This is a genomic window from Mesobacillus thioparans (assembly GCF_965138835.1).
Classification (GTDB): Bacteria; Bacillota; Bacilli; order Bacillales; family Cytobacillaceae; genus Mesobacillus; species Mesobacillus thioparans.
Genome location: NZ_CBCSFH010000005.1, coordinates 191658 through 217894 on the forward strand (window position 1 = coordinate 191658; position 26237 = coordinate 217894).

Sequence of the window (26237 nt, forward strand, 5' to 3'; positions counted from 1 at the left end):
TTAACCAATTTAAAAAAATTTATTAAATTGCACACTCAGAGGCTATAATTGCACCGTTTAGCAAAATAATTGCACCTTCACCCTAATACTGGAAAAAACTTCGAATTCATTGATTACTCTCCATATAAAAAAAACCTCTCGCATTACACGAGAGGGCAGCTGCTATAATACATTCGTCTTATCAAGAGGGCTGTCCAGCTTCATAAGTTCAAGCTTCATTTTTTCTGTTTCAAGCAGGTAATTTTCATGCTTGAGCCGTTCAAGCTCGATTTCGTCTTTAATCATGTTGTGTTTGATTTTGGCTACTTTTTGATAATGGCTTGTAACAATGGCGACAAGCGGAATCGAAAACACCATAATGATACCTAAAGCCCCTGTCAAAGCTCCGGTCATGGAACTTCACTCCAAATCTATTATGATTTTATTTCTATCATAGCAAAATAGGTAAAATAAACCAACCTTAAATAGAAGTTTCGAATTGGACCTTGTGGAGGTTGGCAAAAATGCCGCCTTGCTCGAGCAATTCATCATGAGTGCCTTGTTCGGCAATTCCATCCTCAGTGACAACGACAATTCGATCGGCACTTCTGATCGTTGCCAGTCTGTGGGCAATAACCAGCGTCGTTCGGTTCTTTGATAGTTCCGCTAGTGCCTTTTGGATAATCCTTTCCGTCTCGGTATCAAGCGCTGATGTCGCTTCATCGAGAATCAGAATGGGCGGATTTTTCAGGAACATGCGGGCGATGGCGATTCGCTGCTTTTGCCCGCCTGATAATTTCAAGCCTCTTTCACCTATTTGCGTTTCATAGCCATTAGGCAATGCTGCGATAAAGTCCTCGAGATGTGCCTGCTTTGCGGCTCTGACAATATCCTCATGGGTGGCACCCAATGAACCATAAGCAATATTCTCTCGCAGCGTTCCTGTAAAAAGAAATACATCCTGCTGGACAATCCCGATTTGCGAGCGCAGCGATTTTTTCGTCATTTCCCGGAGATCGATGCCATCAATCGTGATGCTGCCGCTGTTCACATCGTAAAAACGGGGGATTAACGAACAAATCGTCGTCTTCCCTGCCCCCGACGGACCAACGAACGCAACTGTCTCGCCATGGTTGATTTCCAGATCGATCCCGTCCAAAACGGGTAAATTCCGGACGAACTGAACGACATCACCTTATATGCCGTCAACTTGGCACGGCGGAATTTGCGGTTATTTTTTGTGAATCTCTCAATCTCATACTCTTCATTTGTAAAAGACTGGACCACCCGAATCCCTGATACGCTGTCTTCTACCCTGGCATTCACGTCGGCAATATCTGTGTACATGTTTTTCCAGGCAGCGTTCATTTTCAGGTTGGAATACGTAATCAGCCAGATCAGGAATGGCACGATGATCATCGTAATCAGCGCCAGTTTCACATTGATCGTCAGCATGATCCAGAACGCCCCGACGAAGGTCATCACGGCAATGAATAAGTCCTCCGGTCCGTGGTGTGCAAGTTCTCCCAGATCAAACAGGTCATTGGTGATCCGGCTCATGATATGCCCGGTTTTCGTATTATCGAAAAAGCGGAAGGACTGCTTCTGGACGTGCTGGAACAGCTGCTGCCTCATGTCTGTCTCAATATTGATGCCAAGCTTGTGCCCCCAGTAATTAACGATGAACTGAAGGAAGGTGCTGATAATGTACAACAGCAGCAACCCGATGCTTACGCTGACGATCATGTTCCAGTTTCCGCCTGGGAGCAGGGTATCTATGAACCACTGGACCGCGAGCGGGAATGCGAGCTCCAGCAAAGCGACAATGACGGCACTGCTGAAATCAATGATGAAAAGCCTTCGATGCGGCCGGTAATAGGTAAAAAATCTTCGTATCATAACATGTTCTCCTTTAATATCTTCAAGTGATTATATGTCAAGGAGTGCCACTTTTTCAATAATTATGAAAAATAAACCCAATGAATTTCTGATTTTTATACTTGATTAAAGTTTCTAATTTATGGCTAGTTTATAGAAGGAATGAAATGGATTTGAGGTGAAGACATCTGAAGATTGCGAAGAGGCATTTCGTTTTTAATCTTGTATTGATTATTGTTCCCTGGTTATCGTTGCTGTTCATTGGCAAGAGAAGCTTCAAGCGATACTCTATTGCGGGTGTTTTTATCATTGTTTTTGAAATCATCAACCATATGTATGGCCACAAACGGAACTGGTGGAAGTTTTACAACAAACGAAAGTCATTTGTACGTGATGAGCTTCCATTCAGCATTGGACCTTATATGCCATTGTCGATGTGGCTTTTGAAAATCTCATATGGGAATTTCAAAAAATTCATCACACTTAATGCAATTGCCGACGGCCTTTTCGCGTTCTTTTTGATTGATGTATTAAAGAGGATCAAAATCATAAGACTGAACAAATTGAGCCACATCCAGTTCTTCTTCTATCTCCATTACAAAACATACTTATTGTATGGATTTCAGTTCCTCTTCGAAAAATGGCGCGGTTATCGAGTGTATATGTAGAAAGAAAGCTCCCGGCTGTAACTGCCGGGAGCTTTCACTTTCTTAAGACGGAACAAGCACGCCTTCAAGTTCTTTATTGATTTCTTTCGACCTGTTCGCCGCGTGGTTGACGGCCTGGGAAATTGCCGTACCGCCATTGTATTTTCTCAAAGCGTTCAATCCGGAGGCTGTCGTTCCATTCGGAGAGGTTACATTTTTGCGGAGGACTTCTGGTGTTTCATCCTTTTCAATGATCATTTTCGCAGCACCGAGGATGGTCTGGGCAATGATTTCACGGGCCATTTTTTCGTCCATGCCGTTTTCTTTGCCAACACGCTCCATATGCTCCATCAAATAGTAAAAGTATGCAGGGCCGCTGGCGGCCAATCCAGTAAAGATATCCATCTGTTCCTCTTCGATCAGGAATACCTTACCCATGCTGCTTAACAGTTCTTTTGTATCCTCTATGTTTTCGTTCGATGTATGTCTACCTGGAGACATCGCAGTGGCTGATTCCTGGATCATGCTTGATGTGTTCGGCATGACGCGGACCACCTGTTGTCCGCCCTTCAGGTTTTCCTCCATAAAGCCGGTCGAAATGCCGGCAAGGACCGAAACAACCACCTGGCCAGGAACTACTTTATCCTTCAAATCCGCAAGGGCGCCTGATGCTCCCTTTGGCTTCATCGCTAAAATGAACATATCTATTTCTTCATATGGCAGTTCAGACTGAGGCATCGCATTGATTCCATATCTGGATTCCAGACGTTCCAGTCTCGCTGCATTGCTTCTGTTCGTAACATAAACATTCTCCGCACGCATTTTACCTGACTTGACCACACCTGAAATCATCGCTTCCGCCATAGACCCAGCACCTAAAAATGCTACTTTTTTATGTTTTAACAACCGCATTCACCTCATCGTTTTGATTTCCGTTCGCTTTTTATCAACGTTACCTATCGTAACATCCTGAGGATGAGTTTCAAGGGATACAGAGTGATTCGCGAGCATATGGCCGAGATAGTGAATGAAAGCGGAAACATTTTAAAGAATCACACCTTTATTTGCTTATAAAGAGCCTTAATCACCTATTATGCTAAAATATGAAGATATATAAGGATTCAAAAATAAGAGATAATTGAGGGAGCGGACATGAACTTAAAAGAAAAGGTCAAAAACCTTCCTTTGACTCCTGGTGTTTACCTTATGAAAGATCAAATGGGTACAGTTATTTATGTCGGGAAAGCAAAAAGCCTCAAGAAACGGGTCCAAACCTATTTTCAAAACTCTGCGGCACATCCGCAAAAAATCAAAAAAATGGTTGCTAACATCAATGATTTTCATGTTTTGCATACTGATACGGAATTCGAGGCATTCTTGCTTGAATGCAAGCTCATCAAAGAATTACAGCCTCTTTTCAACAAGAAAATGAAGAGCCACCTTCCTTACTCTTATATTGCAATTAAAATGGACGGGCCGTTCCGGAAAATCTCAATTGCACCTGAAAAATCCAAGGGTGGCGGCACGATTTATTTTGGACCCTATACCAGCTCTATTTATGTAAAAAAAGCAATCGAGAACTTCAAGGAGTATTTTAAAATAAACTGCCTTCAGCCACTAAAGGGTTCCCCTTGCCTGAACTATACCCTCGGGAAGTGCAACGGTTTGTGTTTAAAAGGATCAGGTGTTGAGCAATACAATAGGATCGTGGAAAGGTTCATTTCTTTCCTTCAGGGATCTAATGAAGAGATCTTGGAAGAATTAGAGCAGAAGATGAATCTGGCATCCGAAGAATATCAATTTGAAGAAGCAGCAAAATTCAGGAATTACATGAAATCATTCTCCATCCTTTTGTATAAGGAAAATTTGATTCAATTCACGGAAGGAAATAAAAACATTGTTGTCGTTGACTGGATCAATGACCGCATCTTGAAGGTTTTCCTGATCAAAGGGCATAACGTCATTTTTAGTAAACAATACCACCCCGAGAAGTTCAGGCAGCTATCAGAGGAGATAAGGGACACCATCATTTACTTCTTCAAGCAGAATGAGATAGGTAAATCTGTCGTCATCGGCAAGGAGGAACTTGATGAAGCCCAGATCATTTATAGTTATTTAAATGGGGGCGATGCCAGATTCATCATCATTCCGGAAGAATGGCTGGAGGGCAGTGAGCCTGAAAAACTGCATTCATCCATTGAACAATTACTAAACGCTTAAGAGGGCTGCAAAGATCGATGCAGCCCTTTTCTTATGTTTCTTTTGACCACAGTAATGAAAAAGTCGTGCCGCTTGAATGGCTCTCCTTTAAAATCAAGTCTGCCCCGAGCGACCGGGCAAGCATTTTGCTGAAAGGAAGCCCAAGGCCGAGTCCCCTGACTTTAAGTTTTTTCTTCTCGCCACGGAAGAAGCGTTCAAATACTAGTGTCTGCTCTTCATCTGGAATGCCTGAACCTGTATCTTTCACATCAATTCTTTCCTCTGTAAGGATAATGGAGATTGAGCCTGAATCGCCAATAGCCTGATAAGAGTTATTCAACAGGTTGATGAGGATTTGCTGCAACCGCAGCGGGTCGGTCATTCTGGATACCGTTGATTCCGGTGTGATCACCTTGAGGTCAACGGGTTCAGTTTGTGTCAGCTGCCATTGCCGCCCGATATCCTCGACCAGCTTGTTCAGATCGCAATTTTCCGGCCGGATGGTAATGGCACCGGCAGCCAGGGAATTGAAGTCGAGCAAATCGGAAATCATCCTCTGCAATCTCTGGATTTCTTTCAGCGTGATATCCAGGAATTCCTGGCGCTCCCCCCCTGTCACGACTCCATCCCGTACTGCCTGGACAAGGCCGCTGATCGACGTAACAGGCGTTTTCAGATCATGCGTCACACCAGCCAGCAGTTCGGCCCGCATTTGCTCCAGCTGTGTCAGGCGATTGGTCATATCTATAAAGGAATTGACGAGTTGGTGTATTTCAAGTTCTTTTGGATTGGAATCCAGTTTGATATCATAATTGCCTTCCCGCACCTGTGCCGCAGCCTGTGCGACATCCTGGATGGGCTTGAGGATTTTTTTGGTAAGAAGATAAATGACAATCCATCCAAGCAAACCGAGCCCCAGCAATAAAACAATCAACAGCCGGTATTCCTGATTGACATCGGCCAACTCGTCACCACTTTGCATTACAACAACCCAGCCGGTTTGAAGGTCATTCATTAAGATAGGCGATTTAACACTGTAGACTTGCTGACCATTTATATTCAGCTTGATGATAGTATCTTCATTTCCAAAAACGGAGGCAGGCACTTCTCCAGATGCGTGGTGAGGACCACCTCCACCCTTCATTGGCCCCGAATTGAGGATATTCCCTTCCAAATCGGTAATGAATAGCTGAGGCTGATTTTCCATTTGAAGAATCCTGGCCCTGTCCTGAAGCCTGCGGTCAAGGCGGCCATAATCGTTATTTGCAGTGGACTGCCCGAATCGGTCCGCTGTTTCCACCGCCAGATACTCCATTAAATTCAACCGGTTCTCCACCGTGGTCTGCCTGATCCACCACATCGAACCGACGCCGAGCAACAGCAGTCCAATAACCAGGGTAAAAAGATATCTCATTGTCCAATATCTCAGAAGAGTTGTTTGTTTGTTATTTGTCGTAAACACTGAACTGATACCCCAATCCTCTTAATGTCCTGATCTCTCCCTGTGCTGCAGGCCAAGCCGCCAGTGATTGGCGAATCCGTTTGACGGACAGGTCCACCGCCCGGTCGCTTCCATCATAATCCATTCCCCACACGTTTTCGATCAAATCTTCCCTCGTGAAGGTGCGGTTAGGCCACTTAGCCAGGAAAATCAGCAAACTGAGATCCTTTGGCGTCAGCACCACTTTTTCGCCATTTACTGTGACGACATGTGACTCCATATTAATTTTAAGGCTGCCAAATTGTTTTTCATTTTCCGTATCGAGGACATTGGAGGAGCGGCGCAGAACCGCATTGACTCTGGCCACCACTTCTTCACCGACGAACGGCTTTGAGATATAGTCGTCTGCGCCTTGATTCAAGCCTTTCAGACGATAGTCAATATCTCCGAGGGCTGTCAGCATGATGACCGGGCAGGCACTGGTTTTGCGGATTTCCTGTAAAATAACCCAGCCGTCCATCCCAGGCAGCATGACATCCAGCAGCACAAGATCCGGCTTGCGCTGACCAAACAATGCCAGCCCTACGCCTCCATCATAGGCCTGTACCACCTCATAACCTTCATGCTTCAAGTAAACCGCCAGCACTCTCGAAATCGTATGTTCGTCTTCTATTATTAAGATCGTCTTCATTGCCGCTCCTCCTGTTACCATAAAAGCTTCAGGGCCTGAACAGCCCCACCAATCGCTAAAGCTGGAACTTCTCGAAGTGAAATATCTTTATATTCATCTTACAAGAAAATCCCCTGCTTGGGAGCGGGGGACTTTGACAATTTTAATCTTTCAAGAAGCTTTCCAAAGGCAGCCGGTTATAAAAATACCTGGCCGAATCCATTGTGATGCATGCCGCCACGGCCGCCTTTTCCGCCGAACCCGTCACTTTGACCCATTCCACCCTGGCCGCCGAATCCGCCTTTTTGTCCCATTCCATCATGACTGCCGAATCCACCTTTTCGTCCCATTCCACCTTGGCCACCGCCGAAGCCTTCACCATGTCCGAAACAGCCACCCATGCCTTTCATTCCAAAGCGGCCCATTCCGTCTTCAAACAGCTCATCAAGCTTGTCTGCATCCTTGTCCCTGATTTCCTGGATTAGTTCTTGTGAATCCTTATCCTTAGTGGAAATACCAAGTTCCTTAGCGAGGTTCACGACTTTCTTTTCCTGGACTTCTTGGGCAATCTCCCCGATTGTCTTGCCATCGATCTTGATATTCAGTTCTTTTGCATCTGCTTTTACTTTGGCTGTTTGGACTTCCTGCGCAAGTTCGCGGATATCCTTGCCGTCTACGGTAATTCCATACTTTTTAGCCTGTTGATTGATATAGGCTGTATGGACTTCCTGCTGAAGTGTCTGCAGGTCTTTGCCTTCAGTGGAAACGCCCAGCTCTTTCGCTTTTTTATTCAAGTTCGCTGTACGGATGTCTTCCATTAAAGTCTGGGCGTCTTTATTGTCGGTAGAGACACCCAGGTCCTTGGCTTCATTTTTTAGATTAGCCAAACGGATGGCATCTCGAAGCGCCTCTGCATCCTTTCCATCTGTGGAAATGCCCAGACTCTTAGCTTTTCCCTTAAGATTGACCAAGCGAACTTCCTCGGCAAGCACAGCAATATCCTTGCCGTCTGTCTTGATTCCCAGTTCTTTTGCTTCTTTTGTGATTGTTGCTTCATGGATTTCACCCATCAATGTTTGGGCGTCTTTTCCGGAAGTGCTGATGCCAAGGTCCTTTGCCCTTTGGAGCATGGCTTCTGAATTGCCTCCCATATACCCTCTATGCCCAAATCCTTGTCCAAAGAAGTTTTTAACCGTACTTGCGGCAGTGATTGGCGTGCTGTCATCATTCGCCAAAGATGTTGTAGCATAGCCTCCCAGCAATAATGCACCCGCAATGGTGAATCCAACGACTGATTTCTTTTTCATTTCTGACATCCTCCTATAAACAATCTCTTTTTTAGGTCCAGGATGGACATGGACCTTATACTTTTAATTTACAGGTTGAATATGTCAGTAAAATGTCAGGTGAAAAAAAGATTTAAAAATATCAGGTGAACTGAAAGTGGAAGGACGGATTGATTTCAGCATGCACGTTTTGCTGTTTTCGAGATTCCTTCATGTCCGGAAGATGTCAGAAACAAAAACCCGGAAATTCTCCGGGTTCTGACTTTACTTCAGCTGCACTTTCTCGCCGCCTACCTCGATGAACCATTTACCTGCTGCAAAGCTTTCCTTCGATACTTCGAAAACCTTCGTATCCGTAACGGTGATTCCTGGATTCAGGTCACTCGCAATCTTGGCATTGTCCACATTTGTCTCGATTGCATAGTTGGAGGATGCATCGATGTCCGCGTCGTACGCTGTCCCTTCTTCATCCACCAGGGTGACAGCAGGGTAGTCGAACATTCCGACTGGCTTTTTTGAAGTGTTCTTGATTTTATATTGGATGGCTACGAATGTGCCCCCTTCGGATACATCTTTGTTGAGGTATTCATTGCCAACCTGGGCTTTTTCCTCAAATTTCGTTACGGTGATTTCTACTTTGTCGTTCTGAACAGCTTCTCCCAACTTATATACTTTTTCTTCTTTTGCCGGGGCTGCTGCTGTTGTTGCTGAAGTACCGTCTGCCTTACTCACTTCCTCTTCCCCGCCCCCGAGCGCTGAACCGACGATTCCAAACAAAATCAATATGCCTATGAAACTCAATATCTTATGCCTTCCGAAAAAGCTGCGCTGGTCTTTGCCGCAATGAGGGCATTTCTTCACCCCTTTGGCGATTTCTTTTCCGCATGTCTTGCAGTTCCCCAATTTATTGTTCGTCATGATCCTACCTCCTGATTTTATTTCATCCTTTTTTCAATGATTGATTCTGACACCTTCTCATACATCATTTCGATGCCTTTTTCAGAGGCTTCGAAGTTAAAAGAGTTCTCAAGATTGATTCCTAAACTTTCAGCTTCATTGGCGACATCGATATTAGCGCCCATGAAGATGAACTCCCAGTTATACTTTTCCTGCTGATGCTGGATTAGTTCCTTCACTTTTCCATATGTGAACTCCCGGCTCGCATTTTCCATTCCGTCCGTGGTGATGACGAAGATGACTTTGCCGGGCCTGCGGTCTTCCGATGTCTTTGCCAGCCGGTAACCGACGTCCAGGATCGTTTTTCCCACGGCATCCAGCAGCGCAGTTGTTCCGCGGACAAAGTACTCATCCTCTGTCAGCTTTGCATGCCTGGCGTCAATTCCATTCCAAAGGACCTCATATTCATCATCGAAGAGCACGGTTGTCAGGAGCGTTTCGCCTGCAAGCTCCGACTGTTTTTTCACGAAAGCATTGAAGCCGCCTACCGTGTCGCTTTCAAGCCCTGCCATCGAACCGCTGCGGTCGAGCAAAAAAATGATTTCTGTTAAATTCTTGTTCATGTCTATCATCCTCCTAAGCTGAATCTGATATAATCATATCTAGATTCATCCATATATTGGTCGCCTGTTAAGCGACATTTTTAAGGAGGCTGGCCACATGCTGGATCACCGGATTTTGGAAGAACTGCAGCAGTATATTGATCGGAACATGATGTATGTTGTTTGTGAAAAGTCAATGGGCCCCATCGAGGATTATGTCCTCGAAAGCATTTCCCCGCTAGAAATTGAAAGCTTCATCGAGCAGAAACGAAAGCCGACATTGCAAAAGGTGCTGTTTGGCTTCATTGATAAAAAAGGGTCCACCGACGCAGAGGTTTATAAAAAGGCGGGAATTGACCGGAGACTTTTTTCGAAAATCCGCTCGAACCCTGATTACAGGCCGGGCAAGAATACAGTGATCGCCCTTGCGCTGGGACTGGAATTGAGCAAAAAAGAAACCGACAAGCTGTTAAGCTCTGCCGGCTATTCTTTGTCGGACAGCGAAACCTCCGACCTTGTGATTCAATTTTGCATTGAAAGAAATATATATGACATCCATCAGGTTAATTACGCACTGGATTACTTCAGCCAAAAGCCTTTGGGCGGAGTACTATGAGAAAGCGTCAGCCACGAGAAGCACTGAACTAGACTGGATCGATGTGGAAATTATCCTTTCTTACCTTATAAAAATAGCCTGGAGGAAATCCACCTCCAGGCTTACTTTTTTAATGAAGGCTCTTTTCTCAAACTTTGTTGCTTTTGGCTGCAAAATTAGATTGAAAGACAAATATTTCTTCACAATATTACAGCTAAATAAGAGAAAAGAGCCTGCACACTTAATTCCGAACTACAAATTGGCTTATGATCACGTTAAAATCGGCATAAATTTTTACGAAAACAGCCTTAATGAATGGCCGTTCCGCGCTCAAAATGGTTCATGCAGGTCAGTTCGATAATATAATCGTAGTTTGCAATTGCTCTTTTCAGCTCGGCTTTTTCATCTATAGACAGGTTTGGATTCTGCATCTTATTCGCCAGCTGCATCTGCATTGCTTCTAAATGGGATTTGATTTCTTGATAGTTCATGTCCAACACCCTTTCACAAAAATGAAATCGTTTTCTTTCTTATTTTTATTATATCCCGGTAACCCCTTTGGGTATCGGTGGGTTTATTGATAATTTGTGAAACTTTTTATTTTACACGTAACTTCAGATTTAGGAGCACAATTTGTTCGAAGGCTTCCCTTTCTCAAATTTAAGTCGATTAGTCTCGCGTTTGAAGTATAATGAATACTATTCAGTTTATGCATATGATGATTCTTTGCGAGAATCCTAAATATAAATAAGTGGAATAATAAAATAAAAAGAGGTTTTTACATGAGGAACAGAAGTTTTGACGATTACAACTTAAGCGACGAAATTAAACGCGCCCTTTCAGTATTGAAATATGAATCGCCAACAGAGGTTCAGGAAGAAGTCATTCCGTTAGCATTGGAAAAGCAAGACCTTGTCGTAAAATCCCAGACAGGAAGCGGCAAAACAGCCTCCTTCGGCATTCCTATTTGTAATTTGATTGATTGGGAGGAAAAAAATCCGCAAGCGTTGATTCTCACGCCAACCAGGGAGTTGGCCGTTCAGGTTCGTGAAGACATCACGAATATTGGCAGGTTTAAAAGAATTAAAGCAATGGCCGTTTATGGGAAGGAACCTTTTGCAAAACAAAAAGAGGAATTGAAGCAAAAAACACATGTTGTTGTTGGTACACCAGGACGCGTCATCGATCATATCGAAAGAGGAACACTTGTATTGGATGAAATCAAGTACCTGATCATAGATGAAGCAGATGAAATGCTGAATATGGGTTTTATCAATGATGTGGAATCGATTATTGAAGACCTTCCATTAGACAGAGTAACGATGGTGTTTTCTGCGACATTGCCTAAGGATGTTGAAAATCTTTGTCACAAATATATGAAAGATCCGGTCAATATCGAAATTGCTTCCACTGGAGTTACAACGAATACGATAGACCATATGCTGATGGAAGTGAAAGAAGAAGATAAGATCTCACTTCTTAAAGACATTACCGTTGTTGAAAACCCAGATAGCTGCATTATTTTTTGCCGGACGAAGGAAAATGTTGATACAGTGTTTGCACAGCTTGAGGATGCCAATTATTCCTGCGAAAGACTTCATGGCGGATTAGAACAGGAAGACCGTTTCGCTGTAATGAATGGCTTCAAGATGGGGAATTTTCGTTATCTAGTGGCGACCGATGTTGCTGCGCGCGGGATTGACGTGGATAACGTTTCGCTTGTCATCAATTACGACGTTCCGATGGAAAAGGAAGGCTATGTCCACCGTACAGGCCGAACTGGACGCGCTGGCAACAAAGGAACAGCGATTACCTTTGCTACACCTTATGAGGAAAAATTCATCAAGGCTATCGAACGATACATTGGCTTTGAGATTCCTGTGGCAGAAGCTCCGAGCAAGCAGGAAGTTACAAGAAACCAGGCTGCATTCGATGAAAAAATCAGCGGGCGCCGTGTCGTGAAAAATAACAAGACAGCCCGCATCAACCAGGGAATCATGAAGCTTCATTTTAGCGGCGGAAAAAAGAAGAAGCTCCGCGCCGTCGACTTCGTTGGAACGATCGCGAAAATCCCTGGGGTATCAGCAGACGATATCGGCATCATCACCATCCACGATACCATGTCCTATGTAGATATCCTGAACGGAAAGGGTTCGCTTGTCATTCAGGCAATGGAGAATGCAACGATCAAGGGAAAGAAGCTCAGAGTCAGCAAGGCTATTAAATAGAGCAAAAAGCGCAAGCGTCTCATTCAGCCCCGAAAAGCGCAGGAGCTGGATTAAGAACAGCAGAAAAAAGGACGATTATGCCAGTCATAATCGTCCTTAAATTTATCTTATTTTTTACATACAATAATCTCGCGTTCGAAGTTCCCTTTTCTCACGACACAGCGATCAACAATTTCAAATCCGGCATTTCCGATGATCGAGTCGATTGGTTCAATCGTGACGATGACTACTTTATCAGCAAATCCGTATGTGCTTTTCAGCATTTCAAGCTGCTCTTCGGATGTGATGACCGAGCACAGATTGTACGGCATATCAATAATTGCGACGTCATAGTTCCCAGTGACCTTTCGGATGTCCTTAAACGCCACTTCCGTTGCATAGCCAAAATGCGCGATGTTCTCCCTTGTTCCAGGCAGTATGAGCGGATTGATATCACTGGCCACGATGTCGATTCCCATCGACAATGCTTCCACCACTACCGTTCCAATTCCGCAGCATGGGTCGATCGCTTTAACTCCAGCTGGATCAGGAACTGCGATATTGGCGACGGCTCTTGCGACACGAGTGCCTAATGAAGTCGAGTAGCTATGCGGCTTCTGTTGATGGTTCAGCCAGACCGGTTCACTGCTGTGGTATTCACCAAATGCCCAACGCCCGTTTACATGCACGATTCCAAACAGCACATCTGGATTCACGAGCTCCGGCTCTCCGGGAATTTGCAGACCTACTTCCCGTTCAATCCGGCGCCTCTCTTCAAAATCCACCTTATCAGGACCTGTCACTTTTACATACATCACTTTAAAAGTAGAGCCAGTCAAATCTATCTTCTTCATTTGCTCAATCAGGTCCTCTAATTGCTCACCTTCAAGGATGACATCCATACGTCCCCTCATAAACGGACTTCGGCTTGGATTGATTTTCAATGTGCTCTCCAGGACGCTGGATTCTGTATCCTCCCCAAAAAACGAGCGCATTTCCAGTGCGCACAACTCTTTTTCTTCACCTGGAAAAGCGTAATTATATATAAAAGACTTAGGCTTAAAGTTAGTTAATCCCAATAATTTACAAACCCTTCCGTTCCTTGTCATATAACTTGCCTTGTTAAAATTGAAATAAAAATGACTTACCCCTTGGGCAAGTCAAGTGCTTGGTATGCGAGCTGATACTTCCCGCCCTCAGCTACTTCAGAATGATACAAAGCCTTTAGAGCAAAGCTTTTCTCCAGATCATGTTCTTTTATCAAGCTGGATAAGCGCGTTTGTAGTTCTGGATTATCCTTAATCAATTGTTTCATCTGTGATTTTACAAACTTCATCTGTTTTTACCTGTACCCTTCAAAATCTAATAGTCTGTCTAAGTATAGCATTAACAAGTCCATAGTCGTTCATAACTTTTTCTTTATCAATCCGGCTCCACATGTACATGGACGTCATAAATATCGAAGTCTTCCATCAGCTTCTCTTCGACCTTTGTGGAAATATCGTGTGCGGTGCTGATATCAAGCGTCGGATTCACGGTGATGACACAATCGACGACGATATTATTTCCGTAGCTTCGTGCCTTTAGATCATTAATTCCTTTCACACCAGGAATATTGCAGATGGTTTGTTTATATTCTTTAATTAGGTCTACATCAAAGCCATCAGTGAGCTGGTGGGATGCTTCGCGGAAAATGTCCCAGCCAGTCTTCAGGATCAAACCGCCAACGATGACGGCAGTGACTGGGTCAAGCCAGGGCAAGCCGAACTGGGATCCGATGATGCCGACAGCTGTACCGATACTCACCCATGAATCGGAGAGATTGTCTTTAGCCGCGGCCATGACCGAGTGGCTTTTTATTTTGCGTGCGAGGTTTTGATTATAGCGATAGACGGTATACATCACTAGAGCTGAAAACAAGCCTGTCCAGGCGGCAATCAAATCGGGCGCTTCCCTGGTTCCTTCGAAGACCGAGGTGAAGGCACTGATTAAAACCTCGACGCCGACAAGGATCATGATAAAGGACGCGACCATCGACGCGACCATTTCCGACTTCCAGTGTCCGTAAAGATGATCCTCATCCGCCGGCTTTTGCGACAGCCTGAGTCCGATCAGGACAGATACCGAGGCTAGAATATCAGTCGTATTATTCAAACCATCCGCCTTCAATGCTTCGGAACCGCTGATATAGCCAACGAATAATTTCAAAGCGGACAGGACTATATAGGCAGCAATGCTGATGATCGCACCGCGTTCGCCTTGTTTTAAATTGGTATAACGTTGTTCATTCAATGGACCAGCCTCCAATCAACTGCTAGAACATTTTAACAATCAGAAAGCGAGTGAGTCTATAGAAACCTTTTTACCTTTATGCACGTATATAATATGCAGGCAAAAAAGTTTGCTTAAGTAAACTAGAACATTTTACCAAGAACGGTAGCGCCAATCCCGCAGTACAATAACTATCGGAAAGGAATGAGACTTTGGTACAGCTACAAATCTACTTTCGTTTGTGGTAAAATGTAAGCTTCAATAGATTCCTAGGAGGGATTGCATGGGGACAAATAGGAACAAACTGTCCATTAGTTTCGTCTTGATCGCCATTGTTTTATTATGGCTTAAAACCTACACTGTTTATAAATTCAATTTTGATATAGATATTGAAAATAAAATGCAGGAATTCATTCTGTTCATTAATCCATTGAGCTTCCTGATGTTCGTGCTGGGGCTCGGAATTTTCATGGCAGGCACGAAGCAGAAGATCTTTGTCGTCGCGACAAGCTTCATCACTTCCTTCGTCCTGTATGCCAATGTCGTATATTATCGCGAATTCAGCGATTTCATCACGATCCCGCTGCTGACACAGACAAGCAATATGGGTGATTTAAAAAGCAGTGTCGGCGAGTTGATTGGATGGGGTGACATCATTTATTTTGCGGATGCCCTGCTGATTCTGGCACTGGCCTTTGTAAAAACGCCGAAGATTACCTTTAAAAAGTACAAAAGCGTTTATGCTGCTGCTTTTTACTTCAGTGCGATCGGCCTGGCATTTTTCAACCTTGGCCTTTCTGAATCTGAGCGTCCTGAATTACTGACTCGTACTTTTGACAGGGAAATCCTTGTAAAAAACATCGGGACCTACAATCACCATATCTACGATGCCTATTTACAAACAAAGACCACGGCACAAAGAGCTCTGGCAGATGGCAACCAGCTGACTGAAATCGAGAACTATACGAGAGCTCAATACACTGAACCTTCAAAGGAATTGTTCGGCGCAGCAAAGGGCAAGAACATCATTGTAATCTCAATGGAGTCTACCCAGAACTTCGTCATCGGCCAGAAGGTGAATGGCCAGGAAATCACGCCATTCCTGAATGATTTCATCAAAGACAGCTATTACTTTGATAATTTTTACCATCAGACTGCACAGGGTAAAACATCCGATTCTGAATTCCTGCTGGAGAACTCGTTGTACCCGCTTGGTCGCGGTGCTGTATTCTTCACCCACTCAGGTAACGAGTACAAGTCACTCGCTAAAAAGCTAAAAGAGAATTCATATTACACGGCTAAGCTTCACGCGAACAACAAGAGCTTCTGGAACCGTGATGTCATGTACAATAATTTCGGCTATGACCGCTTCTACTCATTGCCCGATTATGACGTGAACCAGGAAAATTCAGTAGGCTGGGGCATGAAGGACATGGACTTCTTTGACCAGTCGGTTGAACATTTGAAAGAAATGCCGAAACCGTTCTTTGCGAAGTTCATCACGCTGACGAACCACTTCCCATTCGAATTGGATGAAGAGGATAAATTCATCGATGAGTATGATTCAAACAGCGGTACCTTGAACCGTTACTTCCCGACCGTCCGCTATACGGATGAAGCACTGAAGCAATTCATCGAGAAATTGAAGGCTGAAGGACTTTACGACGATTCAATCATCGTGATTTACGGTGACCACTACGGCATTTCCGAGAACCATAACAAGGCAATGTCACAGTATCTTGGAAAAGAAATCACGCCATTTGTTTCAACGCAATTGCAGCGTGTACCATTGATCATCCACATTCCGGGCCAAGAAGGAAAAACGATTTCGACCGTTTCCGGCCAAATCGACCTTCGCCCGACACTGTTGAGCCTTGCCGGCATTGATACGAAGCAGGATATCGAGTTCGGCGGAGACTTGTTTTCCAAAGACCAGGATAACTTCGTAGTCCTGAGAGACGGAAGCTTCATCACGGAAGATCTCGTCTACACGAAAGGCACATGCTACGATAAAACGACAGAAGAGCCAACAGACATGGCAAGCTGTGAACCATATATCGAGACCGCCAAAGATGAACTGAGCTACTCAGACCAAATCATTTACGGCGATTTGCTTCGCTTTTATGGAAAACAGAAACAAGAATAATACTGACAGCCCCGCTGATTTTTCAGCGGGGCTTTTTGTGGTTTTTGCTTTGGGTATGAGGCAATGGACATGTTCGTGAGTGGGTACCCGCGTTTTTTCCGAACTTGGGGTGGCTTCGGACACTTTCTCGATTTGGTGCACTCGTTTTGTCTGAACCTGGGGTAACTTCGGACATTTCTTCGAGTTCCTCGCCGCATTTTGTCCGAACCTGGAGTGACTTCGGACATTTCTTCGAGTTCGCAGCCGCNTTTTNTCNGAACTTGGGGTGACTTCGGACACTTTCTCGNGTTGGTNNACNCGTTTTGTCNGAACCTGGNGTNACTTCGGACATTTCTTCGAGTTCNTNGCCGCATTTTGTCCGAACTTTGGATGACTTCAAACAATTATTCAAAGTCGTCGCCGTGTTTTGTCCGTACCTTCCATTGCTGCAACACACACAAAAAAAAACGACCCATAAAGGATCGTTTTTTCGTATTATACTTCCATGATGATTGGCAGGATCATTGGTCTTCTGCCTGTCTTGCTGTATAGGAATGGGTTGACGACGTCGATGACTGCCTTTTTGATGCTGGACCAGTCTCTTGTGCCGCCTGCCAGTTCGGTAACGATTTTATCGGTGATCAGTTCTTCGACATTTTTCATTAAATCGCCTGATTCCCTGACGTAGACGAATCCCCGTGTGACAACGGTCGGTTTGTTGACTAGCTGTTTCTTCTCACGGTCAATCATCATCGTGACGATGACTAGTCCGTCCTGTGACAGCACCCTTCTGTCCTTCAACACGATGTGTCCGATATCGCCAATTCCGCTGCCATCGACATATACTGGCTGTGCCGGTACTTTTCCTGCAACCTGTCCGCCATCAGCAGACAGCTCAAGGACATCGCCATTGTCTAAAATAAAGCTATTTTCCCGCGGAATGCCGCATTGCTCTGCCAATCTGACGTGCTGATCCAGCATGCGGTATTCACCGTGGATCGGGATGAAGAACTTCGGATTCAGCAGTTTGATCATCAGCTTCTGTTCTTCCTGCTTACCATGTCCAGAAGTATGGACCTCACTGATTTTATGGTGGATGACATCCGCGCCGATTCGGTGCAGCTTGTCAATCACCCGGTTAACGCTGATCGTGTTCCCTGGGATCGGCGATGATGAAAAGACAATCGTGTCTCCAGGGATGACGGAAATCTGTCTGTGTGTGCCGTTTGCGATTCTCGCAAGTGCAGCCATTGGTTCACCCTGGCTTCCCGTACAGATGATAGTCAGCTGGTTGCTTGGGATCTGGTTGATTTCATTGACACTGACGAACGCTTCATCCGGTGCAGTAATATACCCTAATCTTCGGCCAATCTCGAATGTTTTTTCCATGCTGCGCCCGACAATCGCCATTTTGCGGTTGTATCTCAGGGAAGATCTCACTACCTGCTGTACACGATCAATATTTGATGCGAACGTTGCGAAAATCACGCGGCCGTCCACAGTCTGGAAAATATCCTCGATTGCTTCTCCGACACGTTGCTCAGAGACAGAAAAGCCTGGCTGCTCACTATTGGTACTGTCAGATAGCAGGCACAGCACTCCTTCACCGCTAATTTCAGCGATTTTTTGAAAATCAGTGCCTCTTCCAACCGGGGTTAAATCAAATTTGAAATCACCCGTGTGGACGATATTCCCCTCAGGAGTCGTCACCACGACACCGAATGAATCTGCGATACTGTGCGTTGTCCGGAAAAAGCGGACCTTGATATCCTGGAACTCGACGACTGTATCGTTGTCAATCTGGTGGAACTTAACACCCTTGATTTTGTGTTCCTGAAGCTTCGATTTAATCAGCTCGACCGCAAAATCGCCGCCATAAATCGGCGCTTTCACATCCTTCAGCAAAAATGGCAATCCGCCGATATGGTCTTCATGGCCATGAGTGACGAAAATCCCGACAAGCTTGTCCTGGTTTTGCTTCAGATAGGTGTAATCCGCAAGTACATAGTCAATTCCGAACAACTCGTTATCCGGGAACTTGATTCCGCAATCCACCAATACCATTTCATTTTTATATTGAATTACATATGTGTTTTTACCGATCTCACCAAGACCGCCCAAAGCGAAAATCTTGAGATCCTTTTTCAATTTCTTTTCCATAGTTCAGCTCCTGTTTCTTTGTACAAATGTATTAATCAATTCCCATGGGAATCATCTTATCAAAAGAATAGTGAAGAAATTGGTTGGAGAAAATAGGGGGTTGAATTCTTAAAATATATCATAAATTAAGCGTTTCAACAAATAAAGCTCATCCCTTTTCCTATTGAGACGAGTATTATAGGAAAAAAGTTGCTGAGCGGACGGTTATTTCGCAAACTCCGGGGCACTGTCTCTGCTTACTTTCCTCCAACAAAAAACACCGCAACCGTATCGGTTGGGGTGCCCATTAGCATTACAAAATGTCTTTAAAAGTTTTAGCCTGCTGATCCAGTTCGCGGGCGGCACTGCCGATTTCCTTGAAGGAAGACACTGCTTGTTCATTCAGAGTCCGGTTATTGGTGATGCCATTTTGGGAGCGCTGGGTGGCTTCGTTGATTTTGGTGATCTCGCCCGTTATCCCGTCAATATGGTTATTGACCTCCTGGATCGAATCCTGGACTCTCGTGGCGAGCTTCCTGACTTCTCCGGCTACGACATTAAAGCCTCTTCCATGTTCACCCGCTCTTGCCGCTTCAATGGCTGCATTGAGTGCAAGCAGATTGGTTTGTGCGGCAATTTCGCGAATCGTCTGGACAATACTGCCGATCGATTTTGCCTGGGATTTCAGGGACTCGAGAATCTCGAGGTTTTCTTTGGACTCCTCCACCAGCCTGCTCGCGGCCGTTGCTGCTTCTTCACTTCTCGTGATGCCCATTTCGGCCCGTCCGCTCAGCTCTTCAGACATCTTTTGCAGCTGCTCTGCGAGTTTCGTCGTATTTAATTCACGCTGGGTAATGTCTGTGGCCACCTTCACCACACCAGCAACCTTGCCTGCAGAATCGTAAACTGGCGTATAAGTTGCCTCCAGCCAGAGAAGCTTCCCGCTTTTCGTTACTCGCTGGATCTTTTCCTGGAAGCTTTTGCCGCTGCGGAGATTTCTCCATAATTCTGCATATGCCCTGCTGCCCGCAAATTCAGGTGTGCAAAACTGTCTATGCAATAGTCAAGGCATATCGGCCACTCGATAGCCCATCGTCTTCGCAAAATTTTCATTCGCCCAGAGAACTTTACCATCCGGATCGAATTGGATCATCGCCAAAGACCTTTCAATCGCAGCCAGGACGGCATCTTCCTCAAAAACCTGTGTACTCTTTTTTTGCATACTAATTTGCATGGGGTCTCCTCTTCGTCTTCTAATTTGGATTTGTTACTATCGTACTAGTGGGGTTGCTTTTGTACAAATCTGAGTATGCTATTATGCTTAGTCAATTTCTCTTTGCGCATAGAAACTCCACAATGTCTCATGTTAAGATAGTGGATAATCTATGTTAAGGAAGGGATTCTTTTGAATCAAAAAATCTTGCCCGCATCCTCCAATATGAAAGAATTCGAACAGTTTCTTGAAAGTCCCTTTGAAATTGGCGTCATGCTGGAAGTACATATCGCCCAGTTGAAAAATATCAATGCAATGGCTAAACGCTATGGCAAAAAAATGATTTATCATGTGGATATGATCCAGGGACTGAAAAGTGATGATTATTCGACCGAATATCTTTGCCAGGAGTACAAACCGTATGGCCTGATTTCCACCAAATCAAGTGTCATTTTAAAAGCAAAGCAAAAAGGAGTGCTCGCGGTGCAAAGGGTATTCCTGATTGATTCCCATGCCCTTGAAAAAAGCTATAAACTGATTGAAAAAACAAGACCAGACTATATTGAAGTCCTGCCAGGAGCAATGCCATGGATGATTAAAGAGGTCAAAGAGCGCGTCAATATTCCTATTTTTGCAGGAGGGTTGATCAGGACGGCAAATGAAGTCAAAAACGCCCTCGATGCCGGTGCTGCTGCGATTACAACATCGAAACGGGGGTTATGGGAAATTACTCAATTTCAAGATTCCGACACATGAAAATCCCACGTGTCTGTGATATAATGATTACAAGTTAATAAATCGGGTAGGAGAACTGGAGAGACCACGATAACATTACGGCTTTTGGGCGATAATGTTGTTTGTGGTCTCTCTTTTTTTCATATTCAAGGAGGCGTATCGTATGGGATTCTCAAATCTCGATCGTAAAAATATAGTTTCGAAACTGAAAAGTGAAACATTCGATGTTCTTGTGATTGGCGGCGGAATTACTGGTGCCGGAATCGCGCTGGATGCAGCAACACGAGGCATGAATATTGGGCTGCTGGAAATGCAGGATTTTGCGGCAGGCACTTCAAGCCGTTCTACAAAGCTGGTTCACGGAGGCTTGCGTTATCTCAAACAATTCGAAGTGAAAATGGTTGCTGAGGTCGGCAAGGAACGGGCAATAGTCTATGAAAATGGTCCACATGTCACGACACCAGAATGGATGCTGCTCCCCTTCCATAAGGGCGGAACATTCGGCAGCTTCAGCACTTCCATCGGCCTGAGAGTGTATGACTTTTTGGCCGGAGTCAAAAGATCTGAGCGCAGAAAAATGTTCAGCGCGGCTGAAACATTATCAAGGGAACCGCTCGTGAAAAAAGACGGTTTGAAAGGCGGCGGCTATTATGTTGAATACCGTACCGATGATGCCCGCCTGACAATCGAGGTCATGAAGCAGGCTGTTTCGAAAGGCGCTGCTGCATTGAACTATTCCAAAGTTAAAAATCTTATTTACAAAAATGGATTTGTTGCGGGAGTCCTTGTCGAGGATCTTTTAACAGGCGAGGAATACGAAGTGCATGCCAAAAAAGTGGTCAACGCTACCGGCCCATGGGTGGACGGCATCCGCGAAATGGATGATTCGAAAAAAGGCAAAACGCTGAAGCTGTCAAAAGGCGTCCATATCGTCATCGATCAATCACGCTTCCCGCTGAAGCAGGCGATTTATTTTGACACGCCGGATGGCCGGATGGTGTTCGCGATTCCGCGCGATGGCAAAACCTATGTCGGCACGACCGATACTTTTTACAATGACAATCCAATCAACCCGGGCATGACCGAAGATGACAGGAGCTATCTGCTCAAAGCGATCCACTACATGTTCCCCGAAGTGAATGTGACGGAAAAAGATGTTGAATCCAGCTGGGCAGGCGTTAGGCCATTGATTCATGAGGAAGGCAAGGCACCTTCTGAAATCTCCAGGAAAGATGAAATCTGGGAATCAGACTCAAAATTGATCACCATCGCCGGCGGAAAATTGACTGGCTACCGCAAAATGGCGGAAACGATTGTCGACCTGCTTGCTGAAAAATTCGCGAAAGAAGACGGACGCAGCTTCCCTGGCTGCCAGACGAAGAATCTGCCGATATCCGGCGGAGATGTCGGCGGTTCTGCTAACCTTGACTCTTTTGTGGATAAACAGCATGAAGCAGGCATGAAGGCTGGATTCACGAAAGAAGAAGCTCGCCGTCTAGCATACCAGTATGGATCGAACGCACCGGCTGTGTTCAAGCTTGCGTCTGAACACAAGAAAGCAGCAGACCAATATGGCCTGCCGCTGGAATTGTTCGCAAAACTGATCTATGCCATCCAGTATGAAGCAGCAGCAACGCCAATCGACTTCTTCAACAGGCGAACAGGCGCCATTTTGTTCGATATCCACACTGTGCATAACTTCAAGGAAAATGTGATTAACTTTATGCGCGACCAGTTTGGCTGGACCGAGCAGCAAACAGAAGTCTACGCGTTGCAATTGGATGCAGCCCTTGCCGAGGCAGTCACTCCTGTAAAATAAACTGATGAACCCTGATCCATGCTTTGGACCAGGGTTCTTTTTTTCTGGAAAAAACACGCGGTTTTTTCCAGTTCGCCAATAAATTTTGATTATCGCCAAATAGCTCCGTCTGCAGGCAAAACGATGTGCAAAATACAGCGGGATTGTATGCCGGAAGCAGCAATCAGTCGTTCAACACGTAAAAATCACGCAATTTGTTTCTTCTCGATTAAAATTTTCGCCAAAATCATCGACAGCACCAGCACAACTCCTGCAATGGCGACGCCAATATATGGCGCAAGCAGCACATTGCCAAACACACTGACTGATTTGAATTGCATGAACAGTCCTTCCACCTTCATGACATTAGTCAGGCTGTATCTCAATGTGTTCTCGACCCATGCATCATTCATGTCCATGATGCTTTCGGCAAGGATCGGCAATCCAAAAATAAATCCCGAAACGAAAAACGATACGACGGTGGATTTTGCCACTGTAGAGATGATGACAATCACTCCGGCGAAGGCGATCGCTGCCAGCAGGTGGATGCCTAATTGAATCAGATGGTACTCCATGAATGTAAAGCTGTATGGCGATGAAAAATACTTGAATGAATACTGGATTGGCAGGTCCCACCCGCTTGTTCCATACATCATCGCCCTTGCTCCCAGGTTGAACAGCTCCCAGGCCATTACGACCACGACTGCAAAAATAGAAGCGGCGGCCAGCTTGGCTCTCATCGTTGCGGTCCTTCCCTTTTTGGCACTGAGGATGTAATTTTCCACACCTGAGCTATGTTCATTAGAATAGATCCCCGCCAACCCGATCAGCAGCAAGGCACCTGTCAACATCAAGCCAAATACATTCACGAAATCGACAGCCTCCAGCGGTCCTCTGTAATAGGCGATTCTATTCATGTCGAGTTCCTTGAGCATTTGTTTTTCCAGTGTGAGTTGATCCACGAGTCCGTTATTCCCCTTCGCTTCGGCAACAGCAATCTGGTTATTGAGCTCTTCAACCTTCTCATCGCGCCTCAATTCGATATGCTGGCTTTGCGCAATGTTTTCGACGACGGACATTTCAGCGAGGAAACGTTCTTCCGGATTGAATTCTTCCTGCTCAAAAGAGCCACTCTTTTCTTCATTGACTTTTTCCGCTTCAGCAATCTTTTCTGCTGTGATCGGCCCTTCCCATTCTTTATACACTTGGCGTGTAAGGTCGGTATTGCTCGCGGTTGAAAACAACACATAAGCAAACCAGGCGAACAGGAATATTCCAATAAAGTACAGGCTCTTTTGTTTAAAAATTTTCACCAGTTCCCATTTGATCAAACTCATGCCCCTACCTCCTCATCAAAATAATAGAGATACAGATCTTCGAGATTTACCGGGACATTGACAGCATTCGCCGCAGGTTTTTCCTCCGAAATGATTCGCAGCTGGATTCCGTCCATCTGCCTCGAGATATTGCCAACCTTGTAGCTTGCCTGGTAGCCTGGGACCTCAGCTTCCTCCGCGTTGACGCTCCACACCTTCCTTTCGATGTGGTGGACGAGGTTTTGCGGGGTATCCTTTTCAATCAGCCGGCCGTCCCTCATGATCAGAATTTCCTTCGCGATGTATTCGATATCGGACACGATATGGGTCGACAGCAGGACAATCCGGTCTTTGGCAATCGCGGCCAATAGATTGCGGAATCGGATTCTTTCCTTCGGGTCGAGTCCGGCCGTCGGCTCATCGACAATCAGGATTTTCGGATCGTTCAGCAACGCCTGGGCGATGCCTACCCGTTGCTTCATGCCGCCAGAAAGCTTGCCCATTTTCGTTTTCCGTTTTTCCGTGAGGTTCACCATTTCAATCAGCTCGGTTATTTTTCCAGCTGCCGCTTTCTTCTCCATCCCTTTGAGGCTCGCAATATAATAAAGGAATTTTTCGACGGTAAAATGCTTGTAATAACCGATGTGCTGCGGAAGATAGCCAAGCAGGTCGCGGTACCGGTCGCCCATTTTGCCGATTTCTTCCCCATTCAATGTAATCGTTCCTGACGTAGGTCTCGAGACCGCTGCAAGCATCCTCATCAAAGTCGTTTTTCCTGAACCATTCGCTCCCAGGAATCCATAGACGCCATTGGTCAATTCCGTCGTTACGCCGTCTACAGCATGTTTGTCTTTGAATGTTTTCACCACATGATCGAGTTTAAGCTTCATATTTTTCCTCACCCATTCCCATCTTTCTGATACTTGTAATATTTATGACCCACACCAGGACCCCTGTGAGAATCAGGCCTGCCGCCGGCAAGACGCCGATCTTGCTGAACATTTCGGCTATGCCAGGCATTCTGAAGCCGGCAGACGAGACGGCGATCCAAAGGGTAATAAATGTGGCACTGGCTGAAACCGCCTTCGTTTTCAATGCGAGCAGAAAAGCAATTCCCGTGATCAGTACATACGGCACTGTCCATGACAGAAACAGCCTGGCGATCTGTATTTCGGGGTTAATGGTTAAAAGAACTGCCGTAAGACCAGCGTTCACAACCAGATTGTAAAGACCGACCACAAACAGTCGGGAAGTCAGGATCTGCTGGGCATTATATTTAAGCGTCAGCTCCAGCTCCATCATTCCTTTGTCCCTGCTTTTCAGGATTTCAAAGATCCCCACGATAAAAGGCAGCGGGGCCAGCATGAAAATCGTTGTATACGGATTGTCACTCCACTCAATAAGGCTTACCATGCCAAGCAACAGGAACAGGCCATTCAAAGTCCAGAATCCCCAGCCGAAATTCATCAGTTCCCGCGCACTGTTCAGCAGGAGGGAATTGGCCTTGCGCTTAATGGCTTCGCTTCTGGTTTCTCTTACCGGCACCTTGGCCATGATGAACTCAATCGAAGTTTCCAGCTCATCTTCATCCGGAAAATCCACTTTATAGGAATCGAGATATTCTTTTAGGTCATGATCCATTTTTGTTCCGCTCATCCATCTCACTCCTGTTCAAATATAGTTTCAGCTTGCCAAGGCCCTGCTTCAGCCGCGATTTCACTGTCGACTCAGTCGCGTTCGTCACTCTGGCAATCTCGGATATTTTCATATCGTTATAGTATTTAAGTAATATGGCTTCACGCTGGAAATCCGGCAGCACATTAAGCGCTTCTTTGATCTCTTTTCGTTTCTCATTTTTTTCGAAAATGGAGGATACACTTTTATCCGTTTTCGCTTCGTATTCGTGAAGTTCATATGTATGGGTGTTATTTTGATGTGCCTTGCTTTTGAAATAATCCTTCGCATGGTTGCTCGCAATCGTCAGGCACCAGCTCCTGAATTCCCCGGATCCCTTGTATTTCCCCAGATTGTTCAGGATTTTGATGAATGCCTCCTGGGTCAGATCAAGCGCCAGCTCCTTATCCCCGGCCATCCGATATAAAAAACTGTACACAAGTTTATAATGCCGCCTCACCAGAACCTCCTGGCTCGACCGGCTCCCCCGCAATATATCAGCAATCAGTTCCTGATCCTTCATATCCTCACCTCCACTTAGCTAACGAAATTTTTTGATAAAAGA

The 26237-nt window shown here is 45.3% G+C and carries 25 protein-coding genes and 2 pseudogenes; 7 read left to right on the forward strand and 20 right to left on the reverse strand.

The window, feature by feature from the left end; translation table 11 throughout:
- Positions 1–162 precede the first annotated feature (162 nt).
- Both ACNAZ4_RS10940 and ACNAZ4_RS10945 read right to left on the reverse strand, forming a co-directional pair.
- On the reverse strand, positions 163–393 hold the full coding sequence (locus ACNAZ4_RS10940; RefSeq protein WP_415814410.1) for a hypothetical protein: 231 nt from the start codon (positions 391–393) through the stop codon (positions 163–165).
- Positions 394–460: 67 nt separating this feature from the next.
- A pseudogene (locus ACNAZ4_RS10945) lies at positions 461–1878 on the reverse strand (ABC transporter ATP-binding protein).
- A gap of 230 nt (positions 1879–2108) precedes the next feature.
- Here ACNAZ4_RS10945 and ACNAZ4_RS10950 point away from each other — a divergent pair.
- A complete protein-coding gene (locus ACNAZ4_RS10950; RefSeq protein ID WP_415814412.1) occupies positions 2109–2525 on the forward strand; it encodes a hypothetical protein in 417 nt (138 codons plus the stop codon).
- Between the two features lie 42 nt (positions 2526–2567).
- Here ACNAZ4_RS10950 and proC read toward each other — a convergent pair whose 3' ends face one another.
- Entirely contained in the window at positions 2568–3416 is an 849-nt protein-coding gene (gene proC, locus ACNAZ4_RS10955; protein WP_415814413.1) for a pyrroline-5-carboxylate reductase, read from the reverse strand.
- Positions 3417–3656: 240 nt separating this feature from the next.
- Here proC and ACNAZ4_RS10960 point away from each other — a divergent pair, with 240 nt between their 5' ends.
- Positions 3657–4724, forward strand: a complete 1068-nt coding sequence (locus ACNAZ4_RS10960; protein ID WP_415814415.1) for a GIY-YIG nuclease family protein — start codon at positions 3657–3659, stop codon at positions 4722–4724.
- Between the two features lie 31 nt (positions 4725–4755).
- On the opposite strand, the gene ACNAZ4_RS10965 is transcribed toward ACNAZ4_RS10960, so the two are convergent.
- The 5 genes from ACNAZ4_RS10965 to ACNAZ4_RS10985 form a co-directional block, all read right to left on the reverse strand.
- Positions 4756–6165 (reverse strand): HAMP domain-containing sensor histidine kinase, encoded by a 1410-nt coding sequence (locus ACNAZ4_RS10965; RefSeq protein ID WP_415814417.1) that lies wholly within the window; start codon positions 6163–6165, stop codon positions 4756–4758.
- Positions 6149–6835 (reverse strand): response regulator transcription factor, encoded by a 687-nt coding sequence (locus ACNAZ4_RS10970; RefSeq protein ID WP_415814418.1) that lies wholly within the window; start codon positions 6833–6835, stop codon positions 6149–6151. Before ACNAZ4_RS10970 ends, ACNAZ4_RS10965 begins: the two co-directional genes overlap by 17 nt.
- A 176-nt stretch (positions 6836–7011) precedes the next feature.
- Entirely contained in the window at positions 7012–8121 is a 1110-nt protein-coding gene (locus ACNAZ4_RS10975) for a hypothetical protein (protein ID WP_415814420.1), read from the reverse strand.
- Positions 8122–8364: 243 nt separating this feature from the next.
- A complete protein-coding gene (locus ACNAZ4_RS10980; RefSeq protein ID WP_415814421.1) occupies positions 8365–9018 on the reverse strand; it encodes a DUF4352 domain-containing protein in 654 nt (217 codons plus the stop codon).
- A gap of 17 nt (positions 9019–9035) precedes the next feature.
- Positions 9036–9620, reverse strand: a complete 585-nt coding sequence (locus ACNAZ4_RS10985) for a vWA domain-containing protein (protein ID WP_415814422.1) — start codon at positions 9618–9620, stop codon at positions 9036–9038.
- 97 nt (positions 9621–9717) lie between these two features.
- On the opposite strand from ACNAZ4_RS10985, the gene ACNAZ4_RS10990 reads away from it, so the two are divergent.
- On the forward strand, positions 9718–10215 hold the full coding sequence (locus ACNAZ4_RS10990) for a hypothetical protein (RefSeq protein WP_415814423.1): 498 nt from the start codon (positions 9718–9720) through the stop codon (positions 10213–10215).
- A 287-nt stretch (positions 10216–10502) separates the two neighbouring features.
- Here ACNAZ4_RS10990 and ACNAZ4_RS10995 read toward each other — a convergent pair whose 3' ends face one another.
- Positions 10503–10685 (reverse strand): DUF3896 family protein, encoded by a 183-nt coding sequence (locus ACNAZ4_RS10995; RefSeq protein ID WP_415814424.1) that lies wholly within the window; start codon positions 10683–10685, stop codon positions 10503–10505.
- 291 nt (positions 10686–10976) lie between these two features.
- Between ACNAZ4_RS10995 and ACNAZ4_RS11000 the strand changes: the two genes are divergently transcribed.
- A complete protein-coding gene (locus ACNAZ4_RS11000) occupies positions 10977–12422 on the forward strand; it encodes a DEAD/DEAH box helicase (protein ID WP_415814425.1) in 1446 nt (481 codons plus the stop codon).
- A 107-nt stretch (positions 12423–12529) separates the two neighbouring features.
- Here ACNAZ4_RS11000 and ACNAZ4_RS11005 read toward each other — a convergent pair whose 3' ends face one another.
- The 3 genes from ACNAZ4_RS11005 to ACNAZ4_RS11015 form a co-directional block, all read right to left on the reverse strand.
- Positions 12530–13396 carry a TRM11 family SAM-dependent methyltransferase gene (locus ACNAZ4_RS11005; RefSeq protein WP_415814494.1) on the reverse strand — a complete coding sequence of 289 codons (867 nt, stop codon included), beginning with the start codon at positions 13394–13396 and terminating at the stop codon, positions 12530–12532.
- A 149-nt stretch (positions 13397–13545) separates the two neighbouring features.
- Entirely contained in the window at positions 13546–13737 is a 192-nt protein-coding gene (locus tag ACNAZ4_RS11010) for a hypothetical protein (protein ID WP_215025517.1), read from the reverse strand.
- A gap of 86 nt (positions 13738–13823) precedes the next feature.
- Positions 13824–14693: a cation diffusion facilitator family transporter gene (locus ACNAZ4_RS11015; protein ID WP_415814426.1), complete on the reverse strand. Its 870-nt coding sequence runs from the start codon at positions 14691–14693 to the stop codon at positions 13824–13826.
- A gap of 262 nt (positions 14694–14955) precedes the next feature.
- Between ACNAZ4_RS11015 and ACNAZ4_RS11020 the strand changes: the two genes are divergently transcribed.
- Positions 14956–16818, forward strand: coding sequence for an LTA synthase family protein (locus ACNAZ4_RS11020; RefSeq protein WP_415814427.1), 1863 nt, complete (start codon positions 14956–14958; stop codon positions 16816–16818).
- Positions 16819–16840: 22 nt separating this feature from the next.
- On the opposite strand, the pseudogene ACNAZ4_RS11025 reads toward ACNAZ4_RS11020, so the two are convergent.
- The 4 genes and pseudogenes from ACNAZ4_RS11025 to ACNAZ4_RS11040 all read right to left on the reverse strand — a co-directional run.
- Positions 16841–17065 (reverse strand): annotated as a pseudogene (locus ACNAZ4_RS11025) (hypothetical protein); the annotation flags it as partial.
- 227 nt (positions 17066–17292) lie between these two features.
- On the reverse strand, positions 17293–18957 hold the full coding sequence (rnjA, locus tag ACNAZ4_RS11030; protein ID WP_415814428.1) for a ribonuclease J1: 1665 nt from the start codon (positions 18955–18957) through the stop codon (positions 17293–17295).
- 292 nt (positions 18958–19249) lie between these two features.
- The gene (locus tag ACNAZ4_RS11035) at positions 19250–19996 is read right to left on the reverse strand and encodes a methyl-accepting chemotaxis protein (RefSeq protein ID WP_415814430.1); all 747 of its coding nucleotides are present in this window, start codon (positions 19994–19996) and stop codon (positions 19250–19252) included.
- 3 nt (positions 19997–19999) lie between these two features.
- A complete protein-coding gene (locus ACNAZ4_RS11040) occupies positions 20000–20170 on the reverse strand; it encodes a PAS domain-containing protein (RefSeq protein ID WP_415814431.1) in 171 nt (56 codons plus the stop codon).
- A gap of 165 nt (positions 20171–20335) precedes the next feature.
- Between ACNAZ4_RS11040 and ACNAZ4_RS11045 the strand changes: the two genes are divergently transcribed.
- Together ACNAZ4_RS11045 and ACNAZ4_RS11050 are read left to right on the forward strand one after the other, a co-directional pair.
- The gene (locus tag ACNAZ4_RS11045; RefSeq protein ID WP_415814496.1) at positions 20336–20905 is read left to right on the forward strand and encodes a glycerol-3-phosphate responsive antiterminator; all 570 of its coding nucleotides are present in this window, start codon (positions 20336–20338) and stop codon (positions 20903–20905) included.
- Positions 20906–21047: 142 nt separating this feature from the next.
- Entirely contained in the window at positions 21048–22703 is a 1656-nt protein-coding gene (locus tag ACNAZ4_RS11050) for a glycerol-3-phosphate dehydrogenase/oxidase (RefSeq protein WP_415814432.1), read from the forward strand.
- Between the two features lie 185 nt (positions 22704–22888).
- On the opposite strand, the gene ACNAZ4_RS11055 is transcribed toward ACNAZ4_RS11050, so the two are convergent.
- The 4 genes from ACNAZ4_RS11055 to ACNAZ4_RS11070 are packed head-to-tail and all read right to left on the reverse strand — an operon-like array spanning position 22889 to position 26195.
- A complete protein-coding gene (locus ACNAZ4_RS11055) occupies positions 22889–24019 on the reverse strand; it encodes a hypothetical protein (RefSeq protein WP_415814433.1) in 1131 nt (376 codons plus the stop codon).
- Entirely contained in the window at positions 24016–24888 is an 873-nt protein-coding gene (locus ACNAZ4_RS11060; protein WP_415814435.1) for an ABC transporter ATP-binding protein, read from the reverse strand. Before ACNAZ4_RS11060 ends, ACNAZ4_RS11055 begins: the two co-directional genes overlap by 4 nt.
- Positions 24878–25654, reverse strand: a complete 777-nt coding sequence (locus tag ACNAZ4_RS11065; RefSeq protein WP_415814436.1) for a hypothetical protein — start codon at positions 25652–25654, stop codon at positions 24878–24880. The genes ACNAZ4_RS11060 and ACNAZ4_RS11065 overlap by 11 nt, the downstream gene beginning before the upstream one ends.
- A complete protein-coding gene (locus tag ACNAZ4_RS11070; RefSeq protein ID WP_415814438.1) occupies positions 25629–26195 on the reverse strand; it encodes an RNA polymerase sigma factor in 567 nt (188 codons plus the stop codon). Before ACNAZ4_RS11070 ends, ACNAZ4_RS11065 begins: the two co-directional genes overlap by 26 nt.
- Between the last annotated feature and the right edge of the window lie 42 nt (positions 26196–26237).

Coding starts and splice junctions, on each gene's coding strand:
- ACNAZ4_RS10940 (WP_415814410.1), bottom strand. CDS start 393: ATGACCGGAGCTTTGACAGGGGCTTTAGGTATCATTATGGTGTTTTCG.
- proC (WP_415814413.1), bottom strand. CDS start 3,416: ATGCGGTTGTTAAAACATAAAAAAGTAGCATTTTTAGGTGCTGGGTCT.
- ACNAZ4_RS10960 (WP_415814415.1), top strand. CDS start 3,657: ATGAACTTAAAAGAAAAGGTCAAAAACCTTCCTTTGACTCCTGGTGTT.
- ACNAZ4_RS10970 (WP_415814418.1), bottom strand. CDS start 6,835: ATGAAGACGATCTTAATAATAGAAGACGAACATACGATTTCGAGAGTG.
- ACNAZ4_RS10975 (WP_415814420.1), bottom strand. CDS start 8,121: ATGAAAAAGAAATCAGTCGTTGGATTCACCATTGCGGGTGCATTATTG.
- ACNAZ4_RS10980 (WP_415814421.1), bottom strand. CDS start 9,018: ATGACGAACAATAAATTGGGGAACTGCAAGACATGCGGAAAAGAAATC.
- ACNAZ4_RS10985 (WP_415814422.1), bottom strand. CDS start 9,620: ATGAACAAGAATTTAACAGAAATCATTTTTTTGCTCGACCGCAGCGGT.
- ACNAZ4_RS10990 (WP_415814423.1), top strand. CDS start 9,718: ATGCTGGATCACCGGATTTTGGAAGAACTGCAGCAGTATATTGATCGG.
- ACNAZ4_RS10995 (WP_415814424.1), bottom strand. CDS start 10,685: ATGAACTATCAAGAAATCAAATCCCATTTAGAAGCAATGCAGATGCAG.
- ACNAZ4_RS11000 (WP_415814425.1), top strand. CDS start 10,977: ATGAGGAACAGAAGTTTTGACGATTACAACTTAAGCGACGAAATTAAA.
- ACNAZ4_RS11005 (WP_415814494.1), bottom strand. CDS start 13,396: ATGCGCTCGTTTTTTGGGGAGGATACAGAATCCAGCGTCCTGGAGAGC.
- ACNAZ4_RS11010 (WP_215025517.1), bottom strand. CDS start 13,737: ATGAAGTTTGTAAAATCACAGATGAAACAATTGATTAAGGATAATCCA.
- ACNAZ4_RS11020 (WP_415814427.1), top strand. CDS start 14,956: ATGGGGACAAATAGGAACAAACTGTCCATTAGTTTCGTCTTGATCGCC.
- rnjA (WP_415814428.1), bottom strand. CDS start 18,957: ATGGAAAAGAAATTGAAAAAGGATCTCAAGATTTTCGCTTTGGGCGGT.
- ACNAZ4_RS11040 (WP_415814431.1), bottom strand. CDS start 20,170: ATGCAAATTAGTATGCAAAAAAAGAGTACACAGGTTTTTGAGGAAGAT.
- ACNAZ4_RS11050 (WP_415814432.1), top strand. CDS start 21,048: ATGGGATTCTCAAATCTCGATCGTAAAAATATAGTTTCGAAACTGAAA.
- ACNAZ4_RS11055 (WP_415814433.1), bottom strand. CDS start 24,019: ATGAGTTTGATCAAATGGGAACTGGTGAAAATTTTTAAACAAAAGAGC.
- ACNAZ4_RS11060 (WP_415814435.1), bottom strand. CDS start 24,888: ATGAAGCTTAAACTCGATCATGTGGTGAAAACATTCAAAGACAAACAT.
- ACNAZ4_RS11065 (WP_415814436.1), bottom strand. CDS start 25,654: ATGAGCGGAACAAAAATGGATCATGACCTAAAAGAATATCTCGATTCC.
- ACNAZ4_RS11070 (WP_415814438.1), bottom strand. CDS start 26,195: ATGAAGGATCAGGAACTGATTGCTGATATATTGCGGGGGAGCCGGTCG.